Here is a 19,431-nt window from a genome sequence, read left to right as displayed (position 1 = left end):
CCATGTCGCCAAGGAGGAGCAATGAACAAACACTATCTGATCCTGTGTGTGGACGATGAGCGGGAGGTGCTGGATGCGGTGATCCATGATCTCGCCCCGTTCCGTTCCCACTTCGAGCTGGAGGCGGCTGAGAGCGTCGATGAGGCGCGTGCGGTGGTGGAGGAGTGGGAGCGCGACGGCAACAAGCTGGCGCTGATCCTCTGTGACCACATCATGCCGGGAACCCTGGGGGTCGATTTTCTGGTAGAGCTGAACCGGCGAGCCTCCACCCGTGCCAGCCGCAAATTGCTGCTGACCGGACAAGCCGGGCTGGAGGCCACCGTCGAAGCGGTCAATCGCGGTGGGTTGCACTACTACCTCGCCAAGCCGTGGAAGCTGGAGACCCTGCAAGAGGCGGTGCGCGAACAGCTGACCGACTACCTGCTGGCGGAAGATGGCGAAAATGCCTTCCACTATGCGCCGCTGCTCAATCAGGCGCGGCTGTTTGCCGCCATCCACGATCACCCGTTCGACGAGTAGGGGCAGTTGGGCTTTCGCGGTGGCAGTTGTATACTGTCTGCATATACAGTATTGCAGGTAGCCACCGATGCGACTCTTTATCGCCGAGAAGCCCACGCTGGGCCGCGCCATTGCCGATGCCCTGCCCAAGCCCCACAAGAAGGGCGACGGTTTTATCGAAACAGCCCAAGGGGATGTGGTCACCTGGTGTATCGGCCATCTGCTGGAGCAGGCCGAGCCCGATGCCTATGACGCCGCCTTCAAGCAGTGGCGGATGGAGCATCTCCCCATCATCCCCGCCCAGTGGCAGCTGGTGGCCAAACCCAAGACCAAAACCCAGCTCACCGTCATAAAACGGCTGATCAAGCAGGCGGACTGCGTGGTCAACGCCGGTGACCCGGACCGGGAAGGGCAGTTGCTGGTGGACGAGGTGATCGACTTTCTCGGCTACCCGAAAACCAAGCCGGTGCAGCGCTGCCTCATCAGCGATCTCAACCCGCCTGCGGTGCGCCGTGCCCTCGAGAAGCTGCGGGACAACAAGGAGTTCGTGCCGCTGGCGGTCTCGGCGCTGGCCCGCAGTCGGGCCGACTGGCTCTACGGCATCAACATGACCCGCGCCTATACCTTGCTCGGGCGCAAGGCAGGTTGCAGCGAGCTGCTCTCGGTCGGTCGGGTGCAGACCCCGCTGCTGGGGCTGGTGGTGCGGCGGGATCTCGAGATCGAGGCCTTCGTCCCCAAACCCTTCTACGAGGTGCTGGCCCATCTTCTGACCGATAGTAACGAGCGCTTCACCGCCAAGTGGCTGCCATCGGAAGCCTGCCTGCCGTGGCAGGATGAGGAGGGGCGGGTGCTCAATCGGGCGCTGGCCGACAAGGTGGTGAGCAGGATCAACGGCCAACCCGCACAGGTTGAATCGGTGGAGGAGCAGGCCCGCAAGCAGGCGGCGCCGCTGCCCTACAACCTCTCCAGCCTGCAGATCGATGCCGCCAAGCGCTTCGGCATGGATGCCAAGCGAGTGCTCGACATCTGCCAGAGCCTCTACGAGCGCCACAAGCTCATCACCTATCCGCGCTCCGATAGCCGCTATCTGCCGACCGACCACTTCAAGCGGTCCGAGCAGGTGCGCGGTGCCATCGCCGCTACAGCGCCTGCACTGGCCAAGGCGGTGAGCGAGGCTGATGGCAAGATCCGCAGCAAGGCGTGGAACGACAGCAAGGTGGATGCCCACCACGCCATCATCCCCACCGAGAAGCAGGGCAACCCCGCCACGCTGGGGGCCGACGAGGCGAAGCTCTATGGCCTGATTGCCCGCCAGTATCTGCTGCAGTTCTATCCCCCGTTCGAATACAACGACAGCAAGGTGCTGCTGCGCATCGCCGGTGGCCTGTTTCAGGCCAAGGCGCGGCGCATTCTCAAGGCGGGCTGGAAGGCGCTGCTCGGGGTGGAGGAGGATGACGACGAAGAGAAGGCGGGCACGCTGCCTGCCCTGAAAGAGGGAGAGCAACTGCTGTGCGAGCGGGGCGAACTGCAGGAGAAGATGACCCAGCCGCCCAAGTCGTTCACCGATGCCACCCTGCTGGCGGCTATGACCGGCATCGCTCGTTATGTACAGGATCCCGAGATCCGCAAGACCCTGCGCGACACCGATGGTCTCGGCACAGAAGCGACCCGGGCGGGCATTATCGACCTGCTGTTCAAGCGCCGCTTTCTGGTGCGCCAGGGCAAGAGCATCAAGGCGACCCCGACCGGGCGGGCGCTGGTGCAGGCGTTGCCAGCCACCGCCACCACGCCGGATATGACGGCGCTATGGGAGCAGAGCCTCGCCCAGATCGCCGAGCGTCACGGCAGCTACCAGCAGTTTATGGGGCCGCTCACCGAGCAGCTCAACGGCTTGATCGAGAGGGCGCGGCAGGACTCCGGCGCCAGCTTCAGCACCCTGCCCAAGGAGGCGCCGGGTGCCGGCAAGCGGCGTTTTACCAAACGCAAGAGTCCGGCAGCCAGCACGACTGGCGGGCCCCGACCGCGCAAGACGACCAGCAAGCGCCAGACCAGGGCTGCATAACGAAAAAAGGCGCCCATCCTGGGCGCCAAAGGCATTGTTGTCAGGCTGCCTGAGTGGACAAGCTGGCACGGATCCTGTGCTGGTAGTGCAGAACCACACCGAGAAACACCAGGTCCTTGAACAGGAAGAACTCGGTGACTGGCACGCCGTCAACCATCTTCCAGACACCTGTCAGAGTCAGCAGGAAGCTCAGCGTCGCCAGGAAGGTGACGATAGCCCCCATGCTGCACCAGTAACCGATGCGAGGTTGCCACAGACCCACGACCAGCCCGATGGCGATCACTATCTCGACCACCCCGATCAGGTTCGATACGCTCTGTTCCGACAGGGGGCCATAGAGCCAGCTCATCAAGGGGTGGCTGGCTACCAGTGGTTTGATGGCGGCTGCCTCTGTCGGGGTAAACTTGAAGACGCCGATCCAGAGCAGGGTCAATACCACGCCCGCCAGGGCGACCAGAAAGCCTTTGTCATGTTGCTGCATGGGGGGCTCCTTGTTTAAGGGGTCAGAGTGACGGGCGGGAAGTCGATCTCGGTCGCTGCCAGGTGGTTGCCATAGTTGGTCAGGGTATTGACGACCACCTGGCCGAGCACCTCCAGCAGCAGCTCGTCATCTACGCCTGCGGCACGGGCGCTAGCAAGCTGCTCGTCACTGATCACTCCGCGCTGACTGACCAGCGCCGTTGCCAGTTGCAGCAGGGCGTGATCAAGGGGAGCCGAGGCCTGGCCGAGCCGGGCAGCCCGGATCTCCTGGGCCGAGAATCCGGCCTTGCCCGCCAGTAGTGTGTGGGCAGACAAACAGTATTGGCAGGCGTTGGCTTGACCTATGGCCAGTGCCAGCAACTCCCGTTGTGGGGCAGTGAGGCGCCCCTTGCCAAGCGCCTCGGCAAAGGTCAGAAAGCCATTGAGCAGGGCTGGCGAGTGGGCCAGGGTGGCGTAGAGGTTGGGCACCATGCCCAGATTGCGGCGCAGGGTGGTCAGGGTCTGGGCGGCTGCGGGTTGCGGTTGGGATACTGGTTGGATACGGCTCATGATCTTCTCCTGTGGTAGTGAAGGTACGGGAGACAGTGTGCCGTCATTCGTGATACGGTTTATCACTCATCGTCTGCAAATAAATACCATTCGTCTCAAATATGGATCCGCTCTCTGCCCTGTTGGTTCATGCCTCCCCCGAAGCCAAGATCTTCTTCGCCGGCAACCTGTGCCAGAACTCCTCCAGTGATGATTATCCGAGTGGCGGACATCTTCATCTGCTGCGCAGCGGTGCCGTCATGCTGCGTGAAGAGGGGGGAACCAGCTTGCTGCTCGAGGAGCCGACCCTGATCCTGTTCCCTCGGGGACGTCCCCACAAGCTTGAACCCAGAACGCTGGGGGGTTGTGATTTGGTGTGCGCCAATGTCGCATTCGGCAAGGGGGGAGCATCGCCGTTGCAACTGGCATTACCGGGCTCGCTGGTGCTGCCGCTACGTGAGTTGCCTGCCCTGACGCCGGTGCTGAGTCAGCTGTTTGACGAGGCGTTTCACCCCCGCTACGGGCAGGATCCGCTGATCTCCCGCTTGCTGGAGGTACTGTTGATCCTGCTGCTGCGTCATCTGGTCGAGCAAGGGGTGTGTCAGCAGGGGATGCTGGCAGGTATTTCCGATCCCCAGTTGGCCAAGGCGATCTCGGTGATGCATCAGCGTGGGGATGAACCCTGGACGGTGGCCACGCTGGCGCGGGAGGCCGGCATGTCGCGGGCCCGTTTTGCCGCGAGGTTTCAGGAGCGGGTTGGTCAAGCGCCGCTGGGTTATCTGACCCGCTGGCGCATGGCGCTAGCCTGCCAGCAACTGCTGGCGGGGGAGCCCATGATGCAGGTGGCGCTGGGTGCGGGGTACAGCAGCAGTGTCGCCTTTGGTCGGGCATTCGAGCGGGAGCTGGGGGTGAGCCCGGGGCGCTGGCTCAAGGCGCAGCAACAAGCCGAATAAAAAAACGGGGCAGCCAATGGCTGCCCCGTGTTCATGGCTGGTCAGCCGGTATAGACGTTCTCTTCCGGATAACGGATGCGGGTCTCGACTGGGCGGGCCAGCATAAAGGCCAGGGTCAGGGGGCCGAGACGGCCGCAGATCATCACAAGCACCAGGATCAGCTTGCCCGGCTCGCTCAGGGAGGCGGTGATGCCGGTGGAGAGGCCGACGGTGGCAAATGCCGAGATGGTCTCGAACATGATTTTGTCGAACGGCAGATCCTCGGTCACCATCAGCAGGAACATCGCCAGCATCAGCACCATGGTGCTGACGATGATGATGGCCAGCGAGCGGGTCACGATCTGGGGCGACAGGGTGCGGCCAAAAGCGGTGACATGGGGCCGTTTGGTCAGAAACGCCTTGGTCGCCAGTAGCACCACGGCGAAGGTGGTGACTTTGATACCACCACCGGTCGAGGTGGCACCGGCACCGATAAACATCAACATCATCAGGAACAGCAGCGCCGCCGGGGTCATCAGCCCGATATCTATGGTATTGAAACCGGCGGTACGGGCACTGGCAGACTGGAAGAAGGCAGCCAGCAGCTGGCCACCGACACCGGCCTTGCCGAGGGTGCCCGGGTTGTTGTGTTCCAGCAGCCAGAACATCAGGGTACCGGCCAGCAGCAGTGCCGGGGTCATCAGCAGCATCAGCTTGCTGTGCAGCTTGAGCTTGCGCCAGCGGCGGTTGCGCACCAGATCGACGATGACGGTAAAGCCGATCCCCCCCAGGATCAGCAGACCGGCGATGGTCAGGCTGATGATGGGGTCGTCCCTATAGTCGATGAGGTTGTTGGCAAAGAGCGAAAACCCGGCGTTGTTGAAGGCCGATACTGCGTGGAAGAAGCTGACATAGAGGCCGTGCACCCACCCCATCTCGGGCACCCAGCGGATCGCCATGATGCCGGTGCCGATCAGCTGGGCGATAAAGGCGAACAGCACGATCCGTTTGACCAGCTGGATGATGTTGACCGAGCCCTCCTGTCCCAGCGCCTCCTTGGCCAGTACCTGCTGGCGTAGGCCGACCCGTTTGCTGAAGATGGCGATCAGCAGCAGGGTCATGGTCATCTGGCCCAGACCGCCGATCTCCATCAGCATCAGCAGGAAAATCTGCCCCTGCAGGGTGAAGGCGGTGCCGGTATCCACCACGCCAAGACCTGTCACGCTGATGGCCGAGGTGGCGGTAAACAGGGCGTTGACGAAGGTGACCTCGCCATTGTGGCTGGAGGGTTGCACCAGAAAGATGGTGCCAATCAGCAGAATGATCAGAAAGCTGCCGAGGATCAGCCGGGCTTCGCTCCAGCGAGAGTCCTGCTCCCGATGGAGGGCGAAGGCGTAGCTGCTGCGCCAGTTGATCATAGGGTTTCGAGCCAGTGGTCGATGGCGTGCTTGTTGCCCGCCAGGATCAGGATGTCGCCCAGTTGCAGCTCCATCTTGCCGGTCAGCACGTTGTGCAGCACGTCACCACGCTTGATGGCGAGCAGCTGGAAATCGCTCTGTTGCAGCAGATGGAAGTCGCCTAGTTCCCGGCCGTTCTGTTGCAGGCCAATCACGAACTCGGTCAGCACCATGTCGTGGCCCAGCTCCAGATAGTCGAACAGCCGGTTGTCCAGCATGCTCTGGGCGACCCGGCGGCCCATGTCCCACTCCGGGTTGATCACCTTGTCGGCGCCCACTTTCTGCAGGATCTTGGCGTGGAACTTGTCGCGCGCCTTGACCCACACCTTCTTCACGCCCGCCTCTTTCAAGACGAGGGTGGTGAGGATGCTGGTCTCCAGGTTGTCACCGATGGCAACGAAGACGATATCGAAATTGGCCAGTCCCAGCTCGGCCACGGTGGCCTCATCGGTGGCGTCGGCCACGATAACGTGATTGCAGAGGGCGGCGATTTGCCGGGTCTTGCTCTCGTCGATATCGATGGCCAGTACTTCGGCATCTTGCCGTTGCAGCTCTTCGCACAGCGCGCTGCCAAACAGGCCCAGGCCGATGACGGCAAACTGGTTGTTCATGAGTTATTCCTCAGCAGTTGAAGTCGCCTACTCTAAACCACTGCTATTCCCCCGAAAAGGGCTCGGGTTTTTCGTCATGGGGCAACTTGAGGTAGACTGCGCCCTTGCACCAAGCCGGGATAGACCGATGAAACTGAATGCCAACGCCTCCTTGTTGAAGCTCAACACCCTTGCCCTCGATGCGTATTGCCTCTGGCTGGCCGAGGTGGAGCAGGTTGCCGATCTGGCGACCCTGCGTGCTGATCCACAACTCAACCAGTTGCCTCGCCTCAATCTGGGCGGCGGCAGCAATATGCTCTTCACCACCGATTTTCTCGGTCTGGTGGTGCTCAACCGGCTCAAGGGGATTACCGCTGAAGATGGTGGCGATCACTGGTTGCTCCATGTGGCGGCCGGTGAAGATTGGCATCAGCTGGTGCGCCATACCTTGCAACAGGGCTGGTTCGGGCTAGAGAATCTGGCGCTCATTCCCGGTACGGTCGGTGCCGCGCCGGTGCAGAACATCGGTGCCTATGGCGTTGAGCTGGCCGACTTCTGCGCCTATGTCGAGGCGTTCAACTGGCAGAGTGGCGAGATTGAACGGATCGCGGCGGCAGAGTGCCGCTTCGGTTATCGCGACAGCATCTTCAAACACGAGTATCAGGATTCCCACCTGATCACCGCCGTCGGGCTCAAACTGCCCAAGGCGTGGCAACCGGTGCAGGGCTATGGCCCACTGGCTGCGCTCGGTGACGCGCCTTCGGCGCAGGCCATCTTCGATACCGTCTGTGCCACCCGCATGGCCAAACTGCCGGATCCTGCGGTGCTCGGCAATGCGGGCAGCTTCTTCAAGAATCCGGTGGTGCCTGCCGCGCTGGCGGAGTCGCTCAAGTCGCGCTATCCGCAGATGCCCTGCTATCCGGCCGGAGAAGGGCAGTCCAAGCTGGCGGCGGGCTGGCTCATCGATCAGTGCGGTTTGAAAGGTTTCGCCATTGGCCGTGCCGCTGTTCATCAGGAGCAGGCGCTGGTGCTGGTCAATCTGGGGGGCGCCAGTGCCATGGAGCTGATCGCGCTGGCGGCCCATGTCCGCGACTGCGTGGAGCAGACGTTTGGCGTGGTGCTGGAGCACGAGGTGCGCTTTATGGGCGCGCACGGTGAAACCTGGCTCGACGAGGTGCTCTCATGACGTTGACTCCCATCAGACAGACCCTGATCACCCTGCTTAGCGACGGCCAGTTTCACTCCGGCGAACAGTTGGGCGAGCAGCTCGGCATCAGCCGGGCGGCGGTGAGCAAACACATGGCGGCGCTCAAGGAGCTGGGGCTGGATCTCTTTAGCCTGACCGGCAAGGGCTACCGGCTGGCGGTGCCGATGGCGCTCTATGATCAGGCCACCTTGCAGGCACTGGCCCCGATGGCGCCGGTGCACTGTTTTCCGGTCATTAGCTCGACCAACCAACACCTGCTGGATCGGGTCAATGAGCTGCGCTCTGGCGAGAGCTGTCTGGCCGAGTGCCAGACAGCCGGGCGCGGTCGTCGTGGCAAACCCTGGATTTCGCCGTTTGGTTGCCAGCTGATCCTCAGCATGTACTGGCGACTCGAACAAGGCATGGCGGCGGCCATGGGGCTGAGTCTGGCGGTCGGCGTGGCAGTGGTTGAAGCGCTGGAGTCCCTTGGCTATCAAGGCGTCGAGCTCAAGTGGCCGAACGACCTCTACTATCAGGGCCGCAAGCTGGCGGGCATTCTGGTAGAGATGAGCGGTAGCGCCGGGGCCAGTTGTCATCTGGTGATCGGCATCGGTCTCAATCTGGCGATGCCTGCCCGCGAAGGTGAGAAGATTGATCAGGCCTGGGCCGAGCTGCGCCACATCAATCCCGAGCTGGTCGATCGCAATCAGTTGGCGGCCCGGATGATTGTCCATCTGCAGCGGGCGCTGCACACCTTTGAGCAGCAGGGGTTGGCAAGCTTTGTCGATGAGTGGAATCGGCTCGATCACTTTGCCGGTCGCCCGGTGCGCCTGCTGATGGGTGATCAGGAGATCCGCGGCATCGCCCGTGGCATCGACGATCGCGGCGCCCTGCGGCTGGAGACGGAGGAGGGCACCAAGTTCTATCTGGGGGGCGAACTCTCCCTGCGCCGGGGCGACTGAGGTTCAGCAAGGCCGCTCATGATACCAAATAGAAGAGGGGGCCCGCGGGCCCCCTCTTCGTTATCCGGCAACAGCTGTCATCATTTGCGCAGCTTGATCTGCTCGATGGCGTGTTCATGGCCCTTGGTCATGATCAGGTTGGCTCGCTCACGCGTTGGTAGGATATTTTCTTGCAAATTCAGATAGTTGATATCTTGCCAGATGTTGCTGGCGATCTGGGTCGCCTCACTCTCCGCCAGCTTGGCGTAGTTATGGAAGTAGGAGTCGGGATCCGAGAAGGCGCCGCTGCGGAATTTCAGGAAGCGTTCGATATACCAGGTACGCAGCAGTTCGGCATCGGCATCCACATAGATGGAGAAGTCGACAAAGTCCGACACGAAGACCCGATGGGGCTCCTGAGGGTAATCCATGCCGCTTTGCAGCACATTGAGCCCTTCCAGGATCAGAATGTCCGGCTGCTCCACCACCTTCTTCTCATCGGGAATGATGTCGTAGATAAGGTGGGAGTAAACCGGCGCTTCGACCTTCTCGTGACCAGCGCGGATGTTGGCGACAAACTCCACCAGATGGCGGATGTCGTAGGACTCAGGGAACCCCTTGCGGCGCATCAAGCCGCGCTCTTCCAGTACCTTGTTGGGATAGAGGAAGCCGTCGGTGGTGACCAGCTCCACCCGCGGGTGCTCCGGCCAGCGCTCCAGCAGGGCCTGCAGAATACGGGCCGTGGTACTTTTGCCCCCCGCCACGCTGCCGGCAATGCTGATGATATAGGTGCCCTTGCCGCGGGACTGGCCGAGGAACTGCTCCAGCACCCGGCTGCGACGCTGTTTGGCTTTGACATAGAGATTGAGCAGGCGGGAGAGAGGCAGATATATCTCTTCCACTTCCCGCAATGACACCTTCTCGTTGATCCCGCGCAGGGTCTGCAGATCGTGTTCGGTCAGGGTCAGGGGGACCGAATCGCGCAATAACGCCCATTGTTCGCGGGTGAATTGCAGATAGGGATTATGCTCTGTCGTCATGGTGTCATCACTGTTTCTTGGGCACGGCGACCATACACCAAGGGTGGGGGAGCGACAAGGGACGCAGCAGGATTGGCTTGTTTGCCCCCGCTTTTTTGCAAACTTCCCAGCAATAAAGCATATTTTGCCGGGTTCAATGGTTGCATCCCCCAAAACCTTACAATAAAATGCGCGACGCTTGACTGTCTGTCGTCTATTTGCCGTGCAAAAGCGATAAACACAACGGGTGCAAGCAGAATTACCGTTGTGACAATCTGGCGTCTGGAGGGGTTCCCGAGCGGCCAAAGGGATCAGACTGTAAATCTGACGGCTCTGCCTTCGAAGGTTCGAATCCTTCTCCCTCCACCATATTTCTCTGCGGTTTGAGTTCTTTGGGTTAGAGAAATGCGGGCATCGTATAATGGCTATTACCTCAGCCTTCCAAGCTGATGATGCGGGTTCGATTCCCGCTGCCCGCTCCAAGATGCTGATATGGCTCAGGCGTTAGCAGAGCCGCACCCTAGGGTGAGTTCGGCAAGCGAACCAGCCATCAGTACCTCTCTCTTTCCCACCAGATTCAAATCCATCATATAAACTGTTCTGTGGTTAGCTTGCCACCGCGTACTCAGCGTTAGTTTAGAGGGACGATCATGTCTAAAGAAAAATTTGAGCGTAATAAACCGCACGTTAACGTGGGTACCATCGGCCACGTTGACCACGGTAAAACCACCCTGACTGCAGCTATCACCAACGTGCTGGCCAAGCACTTCGGTGGTAAAGCTTTCGCCTTCGACCAGATCGACAAGGCACCGGAAGAGCGTGAGCGTGGTATCACCATCAACACCTCCCACGTAGAATACGACACCGCTACCCGTCACTACGCACACGTAGACTGCCCGGGTCACGCCGACTACGTTAAAAACATGATCACCGGTGCTGCCCAGATGGACGGCGCGATCCTGGTAGTAGCAGCGACTGACGGCCCGATGCCGCAGACTCGTGAGCACATCCTGCTGGGTCGTCAGGTAGGCGTTCCGTACATCATCGTGTTCATGAACAAGTGTGACATGGTAGATGACGAAGAGCTGCTGGAACTGGTCGAGATGGAAGTTCGCGAACTGCTGTCCGAGTACGACTTCCCGGGTGATGACCTGCCGGTAGTCCGTGGTTCCGCACTGAAAGCGCTGGAAGGCGAAGCTCAGTGGGAAGAGAAGATCCTGGAACTGGCTGGCCACCTGGACAGCTACATTCCGGAGCCGGAGCGTGCGATTGACCAGCCGTTCCTGATGCCGATCGAAGACGTATTCTCTATCGCTGGCCGTGGTACCGTAGTAACCGGTCGTGTAGAGCGCGGTATCGTTAAAGTTGGTGAAGAAGTGGAAATCGTGGGTATCAAAGATACCACCAAGACCACCTGTACCGGCGTTGAAATGTTCCGTAAGCTGCTGGACGAAGGTCGTGCAGGCGAGAACATCGGTGCACTGCTGCGTGGCGTGAAGCGTGAAGACGTAGAGCGTGGTCAGGTACTGGCCAAGCCGGGCACCATCAAGCCGCACACCAAGTTCGAATCTGAAGTGTACGTACTGTCCAAAGAAGAAGGTGGTCGTCATACCCCGTTCTTCAAAGGCTACCGTCCGCAGTTCTACTTCCGTACTACCGACGTGACCGGTACCATCGAACTGCCGGAAGGCGTAGAGATGGTAATGCCGGGCGACAACATCAAGATGGTTGTTACCCTGATTGCGCCGATCGCGATGGATGACGGCCTGCGTTTCGCTATCCGTGAAGGTGGCCGTACCGTAGGTGCTGGTGTTGTAGCTAAAGTTATCGCTTAATCTTTGGCTTACATAAATAAAGCAAAGCCCCTATAATAGGGGCTTTCTTATGCAGGGGCGTAGTTCGAATTGGTAGAACAGCGGTCTCCAAAACCGATGGTTGCGGGTTCGAGTCCTGCCGCCCCTGCCATATACCTCGTCTCGTACGGGGCTTTTGTGTCTTTGGTTACGTCAGATACAGGTGGGTTGTATGAGTGTTAGTTCTGAGAACCAGGGCGGAAGCAAGGATACCCTGCTTTGGGGCCTGGTTTTCATTATCCTGGTGGCCGCTGTAGTAGGTAATTATCTGCTGAGCGATGTTATTGCTGCCGTCCGCGCCTTGGGTGTGGTCATTGTCATCGCTGCTGCCGGTGCAGTAGCCCTGCAAACCACCAAAGGGAAGGCAACACTGGCATTCGCCCGTGAGTCTCGCCTGGAAGTCCGCAAGGTCGTATGGCCAACCCGTCAGGAAGCCATTCAGACAACCCTGATTGTGCTGGCGGTGACCGCCGTGATGGGGCTGCTGCTGTTCGTTCTGGACGGCGCCTTGGTCTGGTTGGTCAACCTGATTACCGGTGTGTAAGGATAAGCCATGACTGAACAACGTGAACAGCGTATGAGATGGTATGTCGTGCAGGCGTTTTCCGGCTATGAAGGCCGTGTCGCCAAATCCCTGCGCGAGCATATCAAGATGCATGGCATGGAAGACATGTTCGGTGAAGTACTGGTCCCGACCGAAGAAGTGGTCGAGATGCGTGCAGGCCAGAAGCGCAAGAGTGAGCGCAAGTTTTTCCCGGGCTATGTCCTGGTTCAGATGATCATGGATGAAACCACATGGCACCTGGTGCGTAACGTACCGCGCGTCATGGGCTTCATCGGCGGTACTTCCGACCGTCCGGCACCGATCTCCGACAAAGAGGCCGATGCCATCCTGAACCGTCTGCAGGATGCCCACGACAAGCCGCGTCCGAAAACCCTGTTTGAACCGGGTGAAATGGTGCGGGTTGCCGATGGTCCGTTTGCCGACTTCAATGGAACCGTTGAAGAGGTGGACTACGAGAAGAGCCGCGTGAAGGTTTCTGTACTGATCTTCGGTCGTTCTACTCCCGTTGAGCTGGATTTCGGTCAGGTCGAAAAGGGCTGATTGATTTCTGTTCACTCAACAGTTGTCAGGGGCAGCGAATATCTCTATAATTCTCTGCCCCTTTATTAGTTGGGGAGCCGTTTGCAGGAGCATGTCTCCGAGGCGCTAGAACCCATTTTTTGAGGTAATTTCCTAATGGCTAAGAAAGTCACAGCTTATATCAAGCTGCAGGTTGCTGCTGGTGCAGCCAACCCGTCTCCTCCCGTTGGTCCTGCACTGGGTCAACACGGTGTTAACATCATGGAATTCTGTAAGGCGTTCAACGCTCGTACAGAAAAGCTGGAAAAAGGTTCACCGACCCCGGTCGTGATCACCGTTTACAGCGACCGTTCCTTCACCTTCGAAACCAAGACTCCGCCTGCTTCCTTCCTGCTGAAGAAAGCTGCTGGCATCAAGTCTGGTTCTGCCAAGCCGAACAAAGACAAGGTTGGTAAGGTGACCGTAGCCCAGCTGCAAGAAATCGCCAAGACCAAAGAACCGGATATGACCGGTGCCGATCTGGATGCAAAAGTACGTTGCATCGCAGGCTCCGCTCGTTCCATGGGTCTGGTAGTGGAGGATTAAGACAATGGCTAAACTTTCCAAGCGTATGCGCGTTATTCGCGAAAAAGTTGACGGTACCAAAGAGTACTCCATCAACGAAGCCATTGCCCTGCTGAAAGAACTGGCTACCGCCAAGTTCGTTGAAAGCGTTGACGTTGCTGTCAACCTGGGTATCGACGCTCGTAAATCTGACCAGAACGTACGTGGTGCTACTGTACTGCCGCACGGTACCGGTCGTGATGTACGCGTTGCCGTATTTACCCAAGGTGCCAATGCCGAAGCAGCTAAAGCTGCCGGTGCTGACCTGGTAGGTATGGATGACCTGGCCGATCTGGTTAAGAAAGGCGAGATGAACTTCGACGTAGTTATCGCATCCCCGGATGCCATGCGCGTTGTTGGTCAACTGGGTCAAATTCTGGGCCCGCGCGGCCTGATGCCGAACCCGAAAGTTGGTACTGTAACTCCTAACGTTGCCGAAGCTGTCAAGAACGCCAAGGCTGGTCAGGTTCGTTACCGTAACGACAAGAATGGTATCATCCATACCACTCTGGGTAAGGTTTCTTTCAACGAAGTTCAGCTGAAAGAAAACTTGGAAGCTCTGCTGGTTGCCCTGAAAAAAGGCAAGCCCTCTTCCGCCAAAGGTCAATTCATCAAGAAAGTCAGCATCTCCACCACCATGGGTGCCGGTGTTGCCGTAGACCAAGCTTCTCTGGAAGCTCAGGCCTAATTGATGGGTTTTACAAGGCGCAAAATTTAATCTATAATTTTGCGCCTTGATTGGTTGGGGGTTTCGACCTCCGTCCAAGACCGCAGGAGGCTGTAAAGCCTTAATGTTTCCTGCGTAGACGGTGCCGGAAACCCAGCGAGAAAGATTCTTTCTCTTCTGGAATCCTGCTACCGCATCGTTCCCCTCTGTTGTAAAGGTAGGGGGGATGTGTCAGTACTGGGTCATTTGACCCGGATTCAATCCAGGAGTTAAGCCAATGGCATTGGGACTCGAAGACAAAAAGGCAATTGTTGCTGAAGTCAACGAAGCTGCCAAAGGCGCTCTTTCTGCAGTTGTTGCCGATTCTCGCGGTGTCACTGTAGACAAGATGACCGTCCTGCGTAAAACCGCTCGTGAAGCCGGTGTGTACATGCGCGTTGTGCGTAACACCCTGCTGCGTCGCGCGGTAGAAGGTACCGAATACGAGTGCCTGAACGACGCATTTACCGGTCCTACCTTGATTGCTTTCTCTAACGAACACCCGGGCGCTGCTGCTCGTCTGTTCAAAGAGTTTGCCAAAGCGAACCAAAAGTTCGAAATCAAGGCTGGCGCTTTTAACGGTGAGTTTATCGCCGCAGCACAAATTGATCGTCTGGCCACGCTGCCGACCTACGACGAAGCAATTGCGAAGTTGATGGCGACTATGAAAGAAGCCTCTGCTGGCAAGCTGGTTCGTACCATCGCTGCTGTGCGTGATCAGAAGCAAGCTGCTGCTTGATTCTCGCCTATTTAGGCTGTTTGAGTTTATTCAACATCAGGAATTTTTGTCATGTCTATCACTAAAGACCAAATCATCGAAGCCGTTGCTTCCATGTCCGTAATGGAAGTTGTTGAGCTGATCGAAGCTATGGAAGAGAAATTCGGTGTTTCTGCCGCTGTTGCTGTTGCTGCCGGTCCGGCCGCTGAAGCAGTAGAAGAGAAGACCGAGTTCGACGTAGTTCTGACTGCTGCCGGTGCCAACAAAGTTGCCGTCATCAAAGCCGTTCGTGGCGCTACCGGTCTGGGCCTGAAAGAAGCCAAAGATCTGGTAGAAGCTGCTCCGGCTAACCTGAAAGAAGCCGTCTCCAAAGACGAAGCTGAAGCTCTGAAGAAAGAGCTGGAAGCTGCCGGTGCTTCTGTTGAGATCAAATAATCTGCATTTATGTAGATTAGCCTGATAAAACAGGCTAGGGCTGGTGAATTTTTGTTCACCAGCCTTTTTGCGCTGTAGACTGAGAGCATTTCACACCGTTTACGACTCTCGGTGCACCAGCAATCCGGACTGTCTTCTTTCGTCCGGGCCAACACAAAACGGTGTTGAGACAGAGCTGTCCCGCGGGACAGAGTGGGTCACTTATCAGCGAGCTGAGGAACCCTATGGTTTACTCTTATACCGAAAAAAAACGCATTCGTAAGGACTTCGGTAAGCGAGACCAGGTACTGGACACGCCTTATCTGTTGTCCATTCAGCTGGACTCCTTCAAGCAGTTCATCGAGGCTGACCCGGAAGGTGAATATGGCCTAGAGGCCGCTTTCCGTAGCGTTTTCCCGATCACCAGTTACTCCGGTAGTGCTGAGCTTCAGTATGTCAGCTATCGCCTGGGTGAGCCGGTATTTGACGTAAAAGAATGCCAGATCCGTGGAGTGACCTACTCCGCGCCGCTGCGTGTCAAGCTTCGTATGGTTCTGTACGACCGTGAAGCAGCTGCCGGCACCGTCAAAGACATCAAGGAACAAGAAGTATACATGGGCGAAATTCCGCTCATGACCGAGAACGGCACCTTTGTTATCAATGGTACCGAGCGGGTTATCGTCTCCCAGCTGCACCGCAGCCCGGGCGTCTTCTTCGACCACGATAAAGGCAAAACTCATTCATCCGGTAAGGTACTGTATAACGCTCGCGTTATCCCCTACCGTGGCTCCTGGCTGGACTTCGAGTTTGATGCGAAAGACAACCTGTTTGTCCGTATCGACCGTCGTCGCAAACTGCCAGCATCCATTATTCTGCGCGCCCTGGACTTCACTTCCGAACAAATCCTGGCCACCTTCTTCGAGACCATCGGTTTTGAAGTAAAAGATGGCAAGTTGATGATGGATCTGGTGCCGGAGCGTCTGCGTGGTGAAACTGCGACCTTTGACATCGTGGCCAATGGCGCCGTGGTGGTTGAGACCGGTCGTCGTGTGACTGCGCGTCACATCCGTCAGTTGGAAAAAGACGCCGTTACCCAGATTGAGGTACCGGTTGAGTATGTTGTTGGCAAAGTTGCTGCCAAGGACTACGCACATCCGCAAACTGGCGAGATGGTCGTGACCGCCAACCAGGCGCTGAGCCTGGAAGCGATCGCCAACCTGTCCCAAGCCGGCTTCAAGCATTTCGAGGTTCTGTTCACCAACGAACTGGATCACGGTGCTTACATGTCCGAGACCCTGCGTGTCGACTCCAGCTCCAACCGTTTGGAAGCGCTGGTCGAGATCTATCGCATGATGCGTCCGGGCGAGCCGCCTACTCGCGAAGCTGCAGAACAGCTGTTCGAAAACCTGTTCTTCTCCGCCGAGCGTTACGACCTGTCTACCGTAGGTCGGATGAAGTTCAACCGCCGTCTGGGTCGTGAAGACGAGACTGGCGCGGGCGTACTGACCAAAGACGACATCGTCGATGTGATGAAGCGCCTGATCGACATCCGTAACGGTAACGACGAAGTGGACGATATCGACCACTTGGGTAACCGTCGTATCCGTTCTGTCGGTGAAATGGCTGAAAACCAGTTCCGCGTCGGTCTGGTGCGTGTCGAGCGTGCGGTCAAGGAGCGTCTCTCCCTGGGCGACCTGGACACCCTGATGCCGCAGGATCTGATCAACGCCAAGCCGATCTCCGCCGCAGTCAAAGAGTTCTTTGGTTCCAGCCAGCTGTCCCAGTTTATGGACCAGAACAACCCGCTCTCCGAAGTGACCCACAAGCGTCGTATCTCCGCGCTGGGCCCTGGCGGTTTGACTCGTGAGCGTGCCGGCTTTGAAGTCCGAGACGTACACCCGACCCACTACGGTCGTCTGTGCCCTATCGAGACTCCTGAAGGTCCGAACATCGGTCTGATCAACTCTCTGTCCGTGTACTCTCGTACCAACGAGTACGGTTTCCTCGAGACCCCGTACCGTAAGGTCATTGACGGTGTGATCACCGACGAAGTGGACTACCTGTCTGCTATTGAAGAAGGCAAGTACGTGATCGCACAGGCTAACGCCGCGACCACCGAAGATGGCCGTCTGAAAGATGAATTGATCCCGTGCCGTCACAAAGGTGAATCCACCTTTATGAACGCCGACCAGATCCAGTATATGGACGTGAGCCCGCAGCAGATCGTATCTGTGGCAGCGGCTCTGATCCCGTTCCTGGAACACGATGACGCGAACCGCGCATTGATGGGTTCAAACATGCAACGTCAGGCTGTACCGACTCTGCGTGCTGACAAGCCGCTGGTAGGTACCGGTATGGAACGCGCTGTGGCCGTTGACTCCGGTGTAACCGTTGTGGCCAAGCGTGGCGGCGTAATCGACTATGTCGATGCCTCCCGTATCGTCCTGAAGGTCAATGAAGATGAGCTGATGCCAGGCGAAGCCGGTATCGACATCTACAACCTGACCAAGTACACCCGTTCCAACCAGAACACCTGTATCAACCAGCGTCCTTGCGTGATGTTGGGTGAGCCGGTCATGGCTGGCGACGTACTGGCTGACGGCCCGTCCACCGATCTGGGTGAACTGGCGCTGGGTCAGAACATGCGCGTCGCGTTCATGCCGTGGAACGGTTACAACTTCGAAGACTCGATCCTGGTGAACGAGCGTGTTGTTCAGGAAGATCGCCTGACCACCATCCATATCCAGGAACTGGCCTGTATCTCCCGTGACACCAAGCTGGGTCCGGAAGAGATCACTGCTGATATCCCGAACGTGGGTGAAGCCGCTCTGTCCAAGCTGGACGAGTCCGGTATCGTCTACGTGGGTGCCGAAGTGAAGGGCGGCGACATTCTGGTCGGTAAGGTAACCCCGAAAGGTGAAACCCAGCTGACGCCGGAAGAGAAGCTGCTGCGCGCCATCTTCGGTGAGAAGGCGTCCGATGTGAAGGACTCCTCCCTGCGTGTACCGAACGGTGTGTACGGTACCGTGGTTGACGTGCAAGTCTTTACCCGCGATGGCGTGGAAAAAGACAAGCGCGCCAAAGAAATCGAAGAGATGCAGCTGAAGGAAGCGAAGAAGGACTTGACCGAAGAGTTCAAGATCCTGGAAGACGGCATTTTCGGCCGCTCCCGCAACCTGCTGCTGGCCGCCGGTTACAGCGAAGATCGTCTGAACAAGCTCGATCGCTCCAAGTGGTTTGAACTGGCCATCGAAGACGAAGGCAAGCAGACCGAACTGGAACAGATCGCTGAACAGCACGTTGAGCTGAAAGCCGAGTTCGACAAGAAATTCGAGAACAAGCGTCGCAAGATTATCCAGGGTGATGATCTGGCGCCGGGCGTACTGAAAATCGTCAAGGTTTATCTGGCAGTCAAGCGTCGCATCCAGCCGGGTGACAAGATGGCGGGCCGTCACGGTAACAAGGGTGTTATCTCCAAGATCTGTCCGGTCGAGGATATGCCTCATGACGAGTTCGGCCGTCCGGTCGACATCGTACTGAACCCGTTGGGCGTACCATCCCGTATGAACATCGGTCAGATCCTCGAAGTGCACCTGGGCCTTGCGGCCAAGGGTATCGGCGAGAAGATCGATCGCATGGTCAAAGAGCAGCGCGAGCTGCACGAGATGCGCAACTTCCTGCAACAGGTCTATGACCTGGGCGAGAAGGACACCCAGCAAGTGAACATCGCCGAACTGTCTGACGACGACGTACGTACCCTGGTGGGTAACCTGCGTAAGGGTCTGCCGGTTGCTACTCCAGTGTTTGATGGTGCCAAAGAGCGCGAAATCAAAGCCCTGCTGAAGCTGGCCGATCTGCCGGAATCCGGTCAGATTGATCTGTTCGATGGCCGTACCGGTAACCGCTTCGAGCGTAAAGTAACCGTTGGTTACATGTACATGCTCAAGCTGAACCACCTGGTCGACGACAAGATGCACGCGCGTTCTACCGGTTCTTACAGCCTGGTTACCCAGCAGCCGCTGGGTGGTAAGGCTCAGTTCGGTGGTCAGCGTTTCGGTGAGATGGAAGTGTGGGCCCTGGAGGCTTACGGTGCGGCATATACCCTGCAGGAGATGCTGACCGTCAAGTCTGACGATGTGAATGGCCGTACCAAGATGTACAAGAACATCGTGGATGGCGACCACCGTATGGAGCCGGGCATGCCCGAATCCTTCAACGTATTGCTGAAGGAAATCCGCTCTCTGGGTATCAACATCGAGCTGGACGAAGAGTAAGAGCTCGCTCTTATTGTTCGAGAATTGACGTGGGCGCCCCGCTGTTTTGGCAGCCGGGGCGCCGAGGTTAGACTCCTGACAGGGGA

Annotated in this window: 18 protein-coding genes and 3 tRNA genes; 16 read left to right on the top strand and 5 right to left on the bottom strand. The window is 58.1% G+C overall.

From position 1 onward, the window contains the following. Positions 1-21: 21 nt before the first annotated feature. Entirely contained in the window at positions 22-519 is a 498-nt protein-coding gene (locus tag I6L44_RS15110) for a response regulator (protein WP_005341867.1), read from the top strand. A 67-nt stretch (positions 520-586) separates the two neighbouring features. Then, complete coding sequence (locus I6L44_RS15105) at positions 587-2,560, top strand: DNA topoisomerase III (RefSeq protein WP_216952234.1); 1,974 nt, start codon at positions 587-589, stop codon at positions 2,558-2,560. A 40-nt stretch (positions 2,561-2,600) separates the two neighbouring features. On the opposite strand, the gene I6L44_RS15100 is transcribed toward I6L44_RS15105, so the two are convergent. Both I6L44_RS15100 and I6L44_RS15095 read right to left on the bottom strand, forming a co-directional pair. Beyond that, positions 2,601-3,041, bottom strand: a complete 441-nt coding sequence (locus I6L44_RS15100; RefSeq protein ID WP_005357613.1) for a DUF417 family protein — start codon at positions 3,039-3,041, stop codon at positions 2,601-2,603. A gap of 14 nt (positions 3,042-3,055) precedes the next feature. Next, positions 3,056-3,589, bottom strand: a complete 534-nt coding sequence (locus I6L44_RS15095) for a carboxymuconolactone decarboxylase family protein (RefSeq protein ID WP_216952233.1) — start codon at positions 3,587-3,589, stop codon at positions 3,056-3,058. A 101-nt stretch (positions 3,590-3,690) separates the two neighbouring features. Between I6L44_RS15095 and I6L44_RS15090 the strand changes: the two genes are divergently transcribed. Next, positions 3,691-4,521: an AraC family transcriptional regulator gene (locus I6L44_RS15090; protein ID WP_216952232.1), complete on the top strand. Its 831-nt coding sequence runs from the start codon at positions 3,691-3,693 to the stop codon at positions 4,519-4,521. Positions 4,522-4,562: 41 nt separating this feature from the next. Here the strand turns inward: I6L44_RS15090 and I6L44_RS15085 are convergent, their stop codons facing one another. Both I6L44_RS15085 and I6L44_RS15080 read right to left on the bottom strand, forming a co-directional pair. Further along, the gene (locus I6L44_RS15085) at positions 4,563-5,918 is read right to left on the bottom strand and encodes a TrkH family potassium uptake protein (RefSeq protein WP_005339856.1); all 1,356 of its coding nucleotides are present in this window, start codon (positions 5,916-5,918) and stop codon (positions 4,563-4,565) included. Then, a complete protein-coding gene (locus I6L44_RS15080) occupies positions 5,915-6,568 on the bottom strand; it encodes a TrkA family potassium uptake protein (protein ID WP_005339863.1) in 654 nt (217 codons plus the stop codon). Before I6L44_RS15080 ends, I6L44_RS15085 begins: the two co-directional genes overlap by 4 nt. A 127-nt stretch (positions 6,569-6,695) precedes the next feature. Here I6L44_RS15080 and murB point away from each other — a divergent pair, with 127 nt between their 5' ends. Next, positions 6,696-7,733 (top strand): UDP-N-acetylmuramate dehydrogenase, encoded by a 1,038-nt coding sequence (gene murB / locus I6L44_RS15075; protein ID WP_216952231.1) that lies wholly within the window; start codon positions 6,696-6,698, stop codon positions 7,731-7,733. Further along, entirely contained in the window at positions 7,730-8,695 is a 966-nt protein-coding gene (birA, locus tag I6L44_RS15070) for a bifunctional biotin--[acetyl-CoA-carboxylase] ligase/biotin operon repressor BirA (protein WP_118854372.1), read from the top strand. Before murB ends, birA begins: the two co-directional genes overlap by 4 nt. A gap of 80 nt (positions 8,696-8,775) precedes the next feature. Here the strand turns inward: birA and coaA are convergent, their stop codons facing one another. Beyond that, the gene (gene coaA / locus I6L44_RS15065; RefSeq protein ID WP_005339877.1) at positions 8,776-9,714 is read right to left on the bottom strand and encodes a type I pantothenate kinase; all 939 of its coding nucleotides are present in this window, start codon (positions 9,712-9,714) and stop codon (positions 8,776-8,778) included. 263 nt (positions 9,715-9,977) lie between these two features. Between coaA and I6L44_RS15060 the strand changes: the two genes are divergently transcribed. The 11 genes from I6L44_RS15060 to rpoB all read left to right on the top strand — a co-directional run bounded on the left by I6L44_RS15060 (position 9,978) and on the right by rpoB (position 19,345). After that, positions 9,978-10,062 (top strand) — tRNA-Tyr (locus I6L44_RS15060). 38 nt (positions 10,063-10,100) lie between these two features. Next, positions 10,101-10,175 (top strand) — tRNA-Gly (locus I6L44_RS15055). Between the two features lie 168 nt (positions 10,176-10,343). Next, a complete protein-coding gene (gene tuf / locus I6L44_RS15050; protein ID WP_074042664.1) occupies positions 10,344-11,528 on the top strand; it encodes an elongation factor Tu in 1,185 nt (394 codons plus the stop codon). Between the two features lie 53 nt (positions 11,529-11,581). Next, positions 11,582-11,658 (top strand) — tRNA-Trp (locus I6L44_RS15045). 60 nt (positions 11,659-11,718) lie between these two features. Further along, the gene (secE, locus tag I6L44_RS15040) at positions 11,719-12,090 is read left to right on the top strand and encodes a preprotein translocase subunit SecE (RefSeq protein ID WP_005341843.1); all 372 of its coding nucleotides are present in this window, start codon (positions 11,719-11,721) and stop codon (positions 12,088-12,090) included. Positions 12,091-12,099: 9 nt separating this feature from the next. Further along, positions 12,100-12,651, top strand: coding sequence for a transcription termination/antitermination protein NusG (gene nusG, locus I6L44_RS15035; RefSeq protein WP_005306318.1), 552 nt, complete (start codon positions 12,100-12,102; stop codon positions 12,649-12,651). Between the two features lie 135 nt (positions 12,652-12,786). Beyond that, on the top strand, positions 12,787-13,215 hold the full coding sequence (gene rplK / locus I6L44_RS15030; RefSeq protein WP_026456244.1) for a 50S ribosomal protein L11: 429 nt from the start codon (positions 12,787-12,789) through the stop codon (positions 13,213-13,215). A 4-nt stretch (positions 13,216-13,219) separates the two neighbouring features. Then, positions 13,220-13,921 (top strand): 50S ribosomal protein L1, encoded by a 702-nt coding sequence (gene rplA / locus I6L44_RS15025; RefSeq protein ID WP_005339888.1) that lies wholly within the window; start codon positions 13,220-13,222, stop codon positions 13,919-13,921. Between the two features lie 256 nt (positions 13,922-14,177). Further along, a complete protein-coding gene (gene rplJ / locus I6L44_RS15020; protein ID WP_216952230.1) occupies positions 14,178-14,678 on the top strand; it encodes a 50S ribosomal protein L10 in 501 nt (166 codons plus the stop codon). A gap of 51 nt (positions 14,679-14,729) precedes the next feature. Next, positions 14,730-15,092: a 50S ribosomal protein L7/L12 gene (gene rplL / locus I6L44_RS15015; protein WP_005341840.1), complete on the top strand. Its 363-nt coding sequence runs from the start codon at positions 14,730-14,732 to the stop codon at positions 15,090-15,092. A 224-nt stretch (positions 15,093-15,316) separates the two neighbouring features. Beyond that, on the top strand, positions 15,317-19,345 hold the full coding sequence (rpoB, locus tag I6L44_RS15010) for a DNA-directed RNA polymerase subunit beta (RefSeq protein ID WP_005339897.1): 4,029 nt from the start codon (positions 15,317-15,319) through the stop codon (positions 19,343-19,345). Positions 19,346-19,431: the final 86 nt, after the last annotated feature.

Origin of the sequence: Aeromonas sp. FDAARGOS 1414, from assembly GCF_019047065.1 — a bacterium.
GTDB lineage: Bacteria > Pseudomonadota > Gammaproteobacteria > Enterobacterales > Aeromonadaceae > Aeromonas > Aeromonas veronii_A.
The sequence above is the reverse complement of the archived record's forward strand: the minus strand, read 5'-3'. Positions and strand labels throughout refer to the sequence as shown.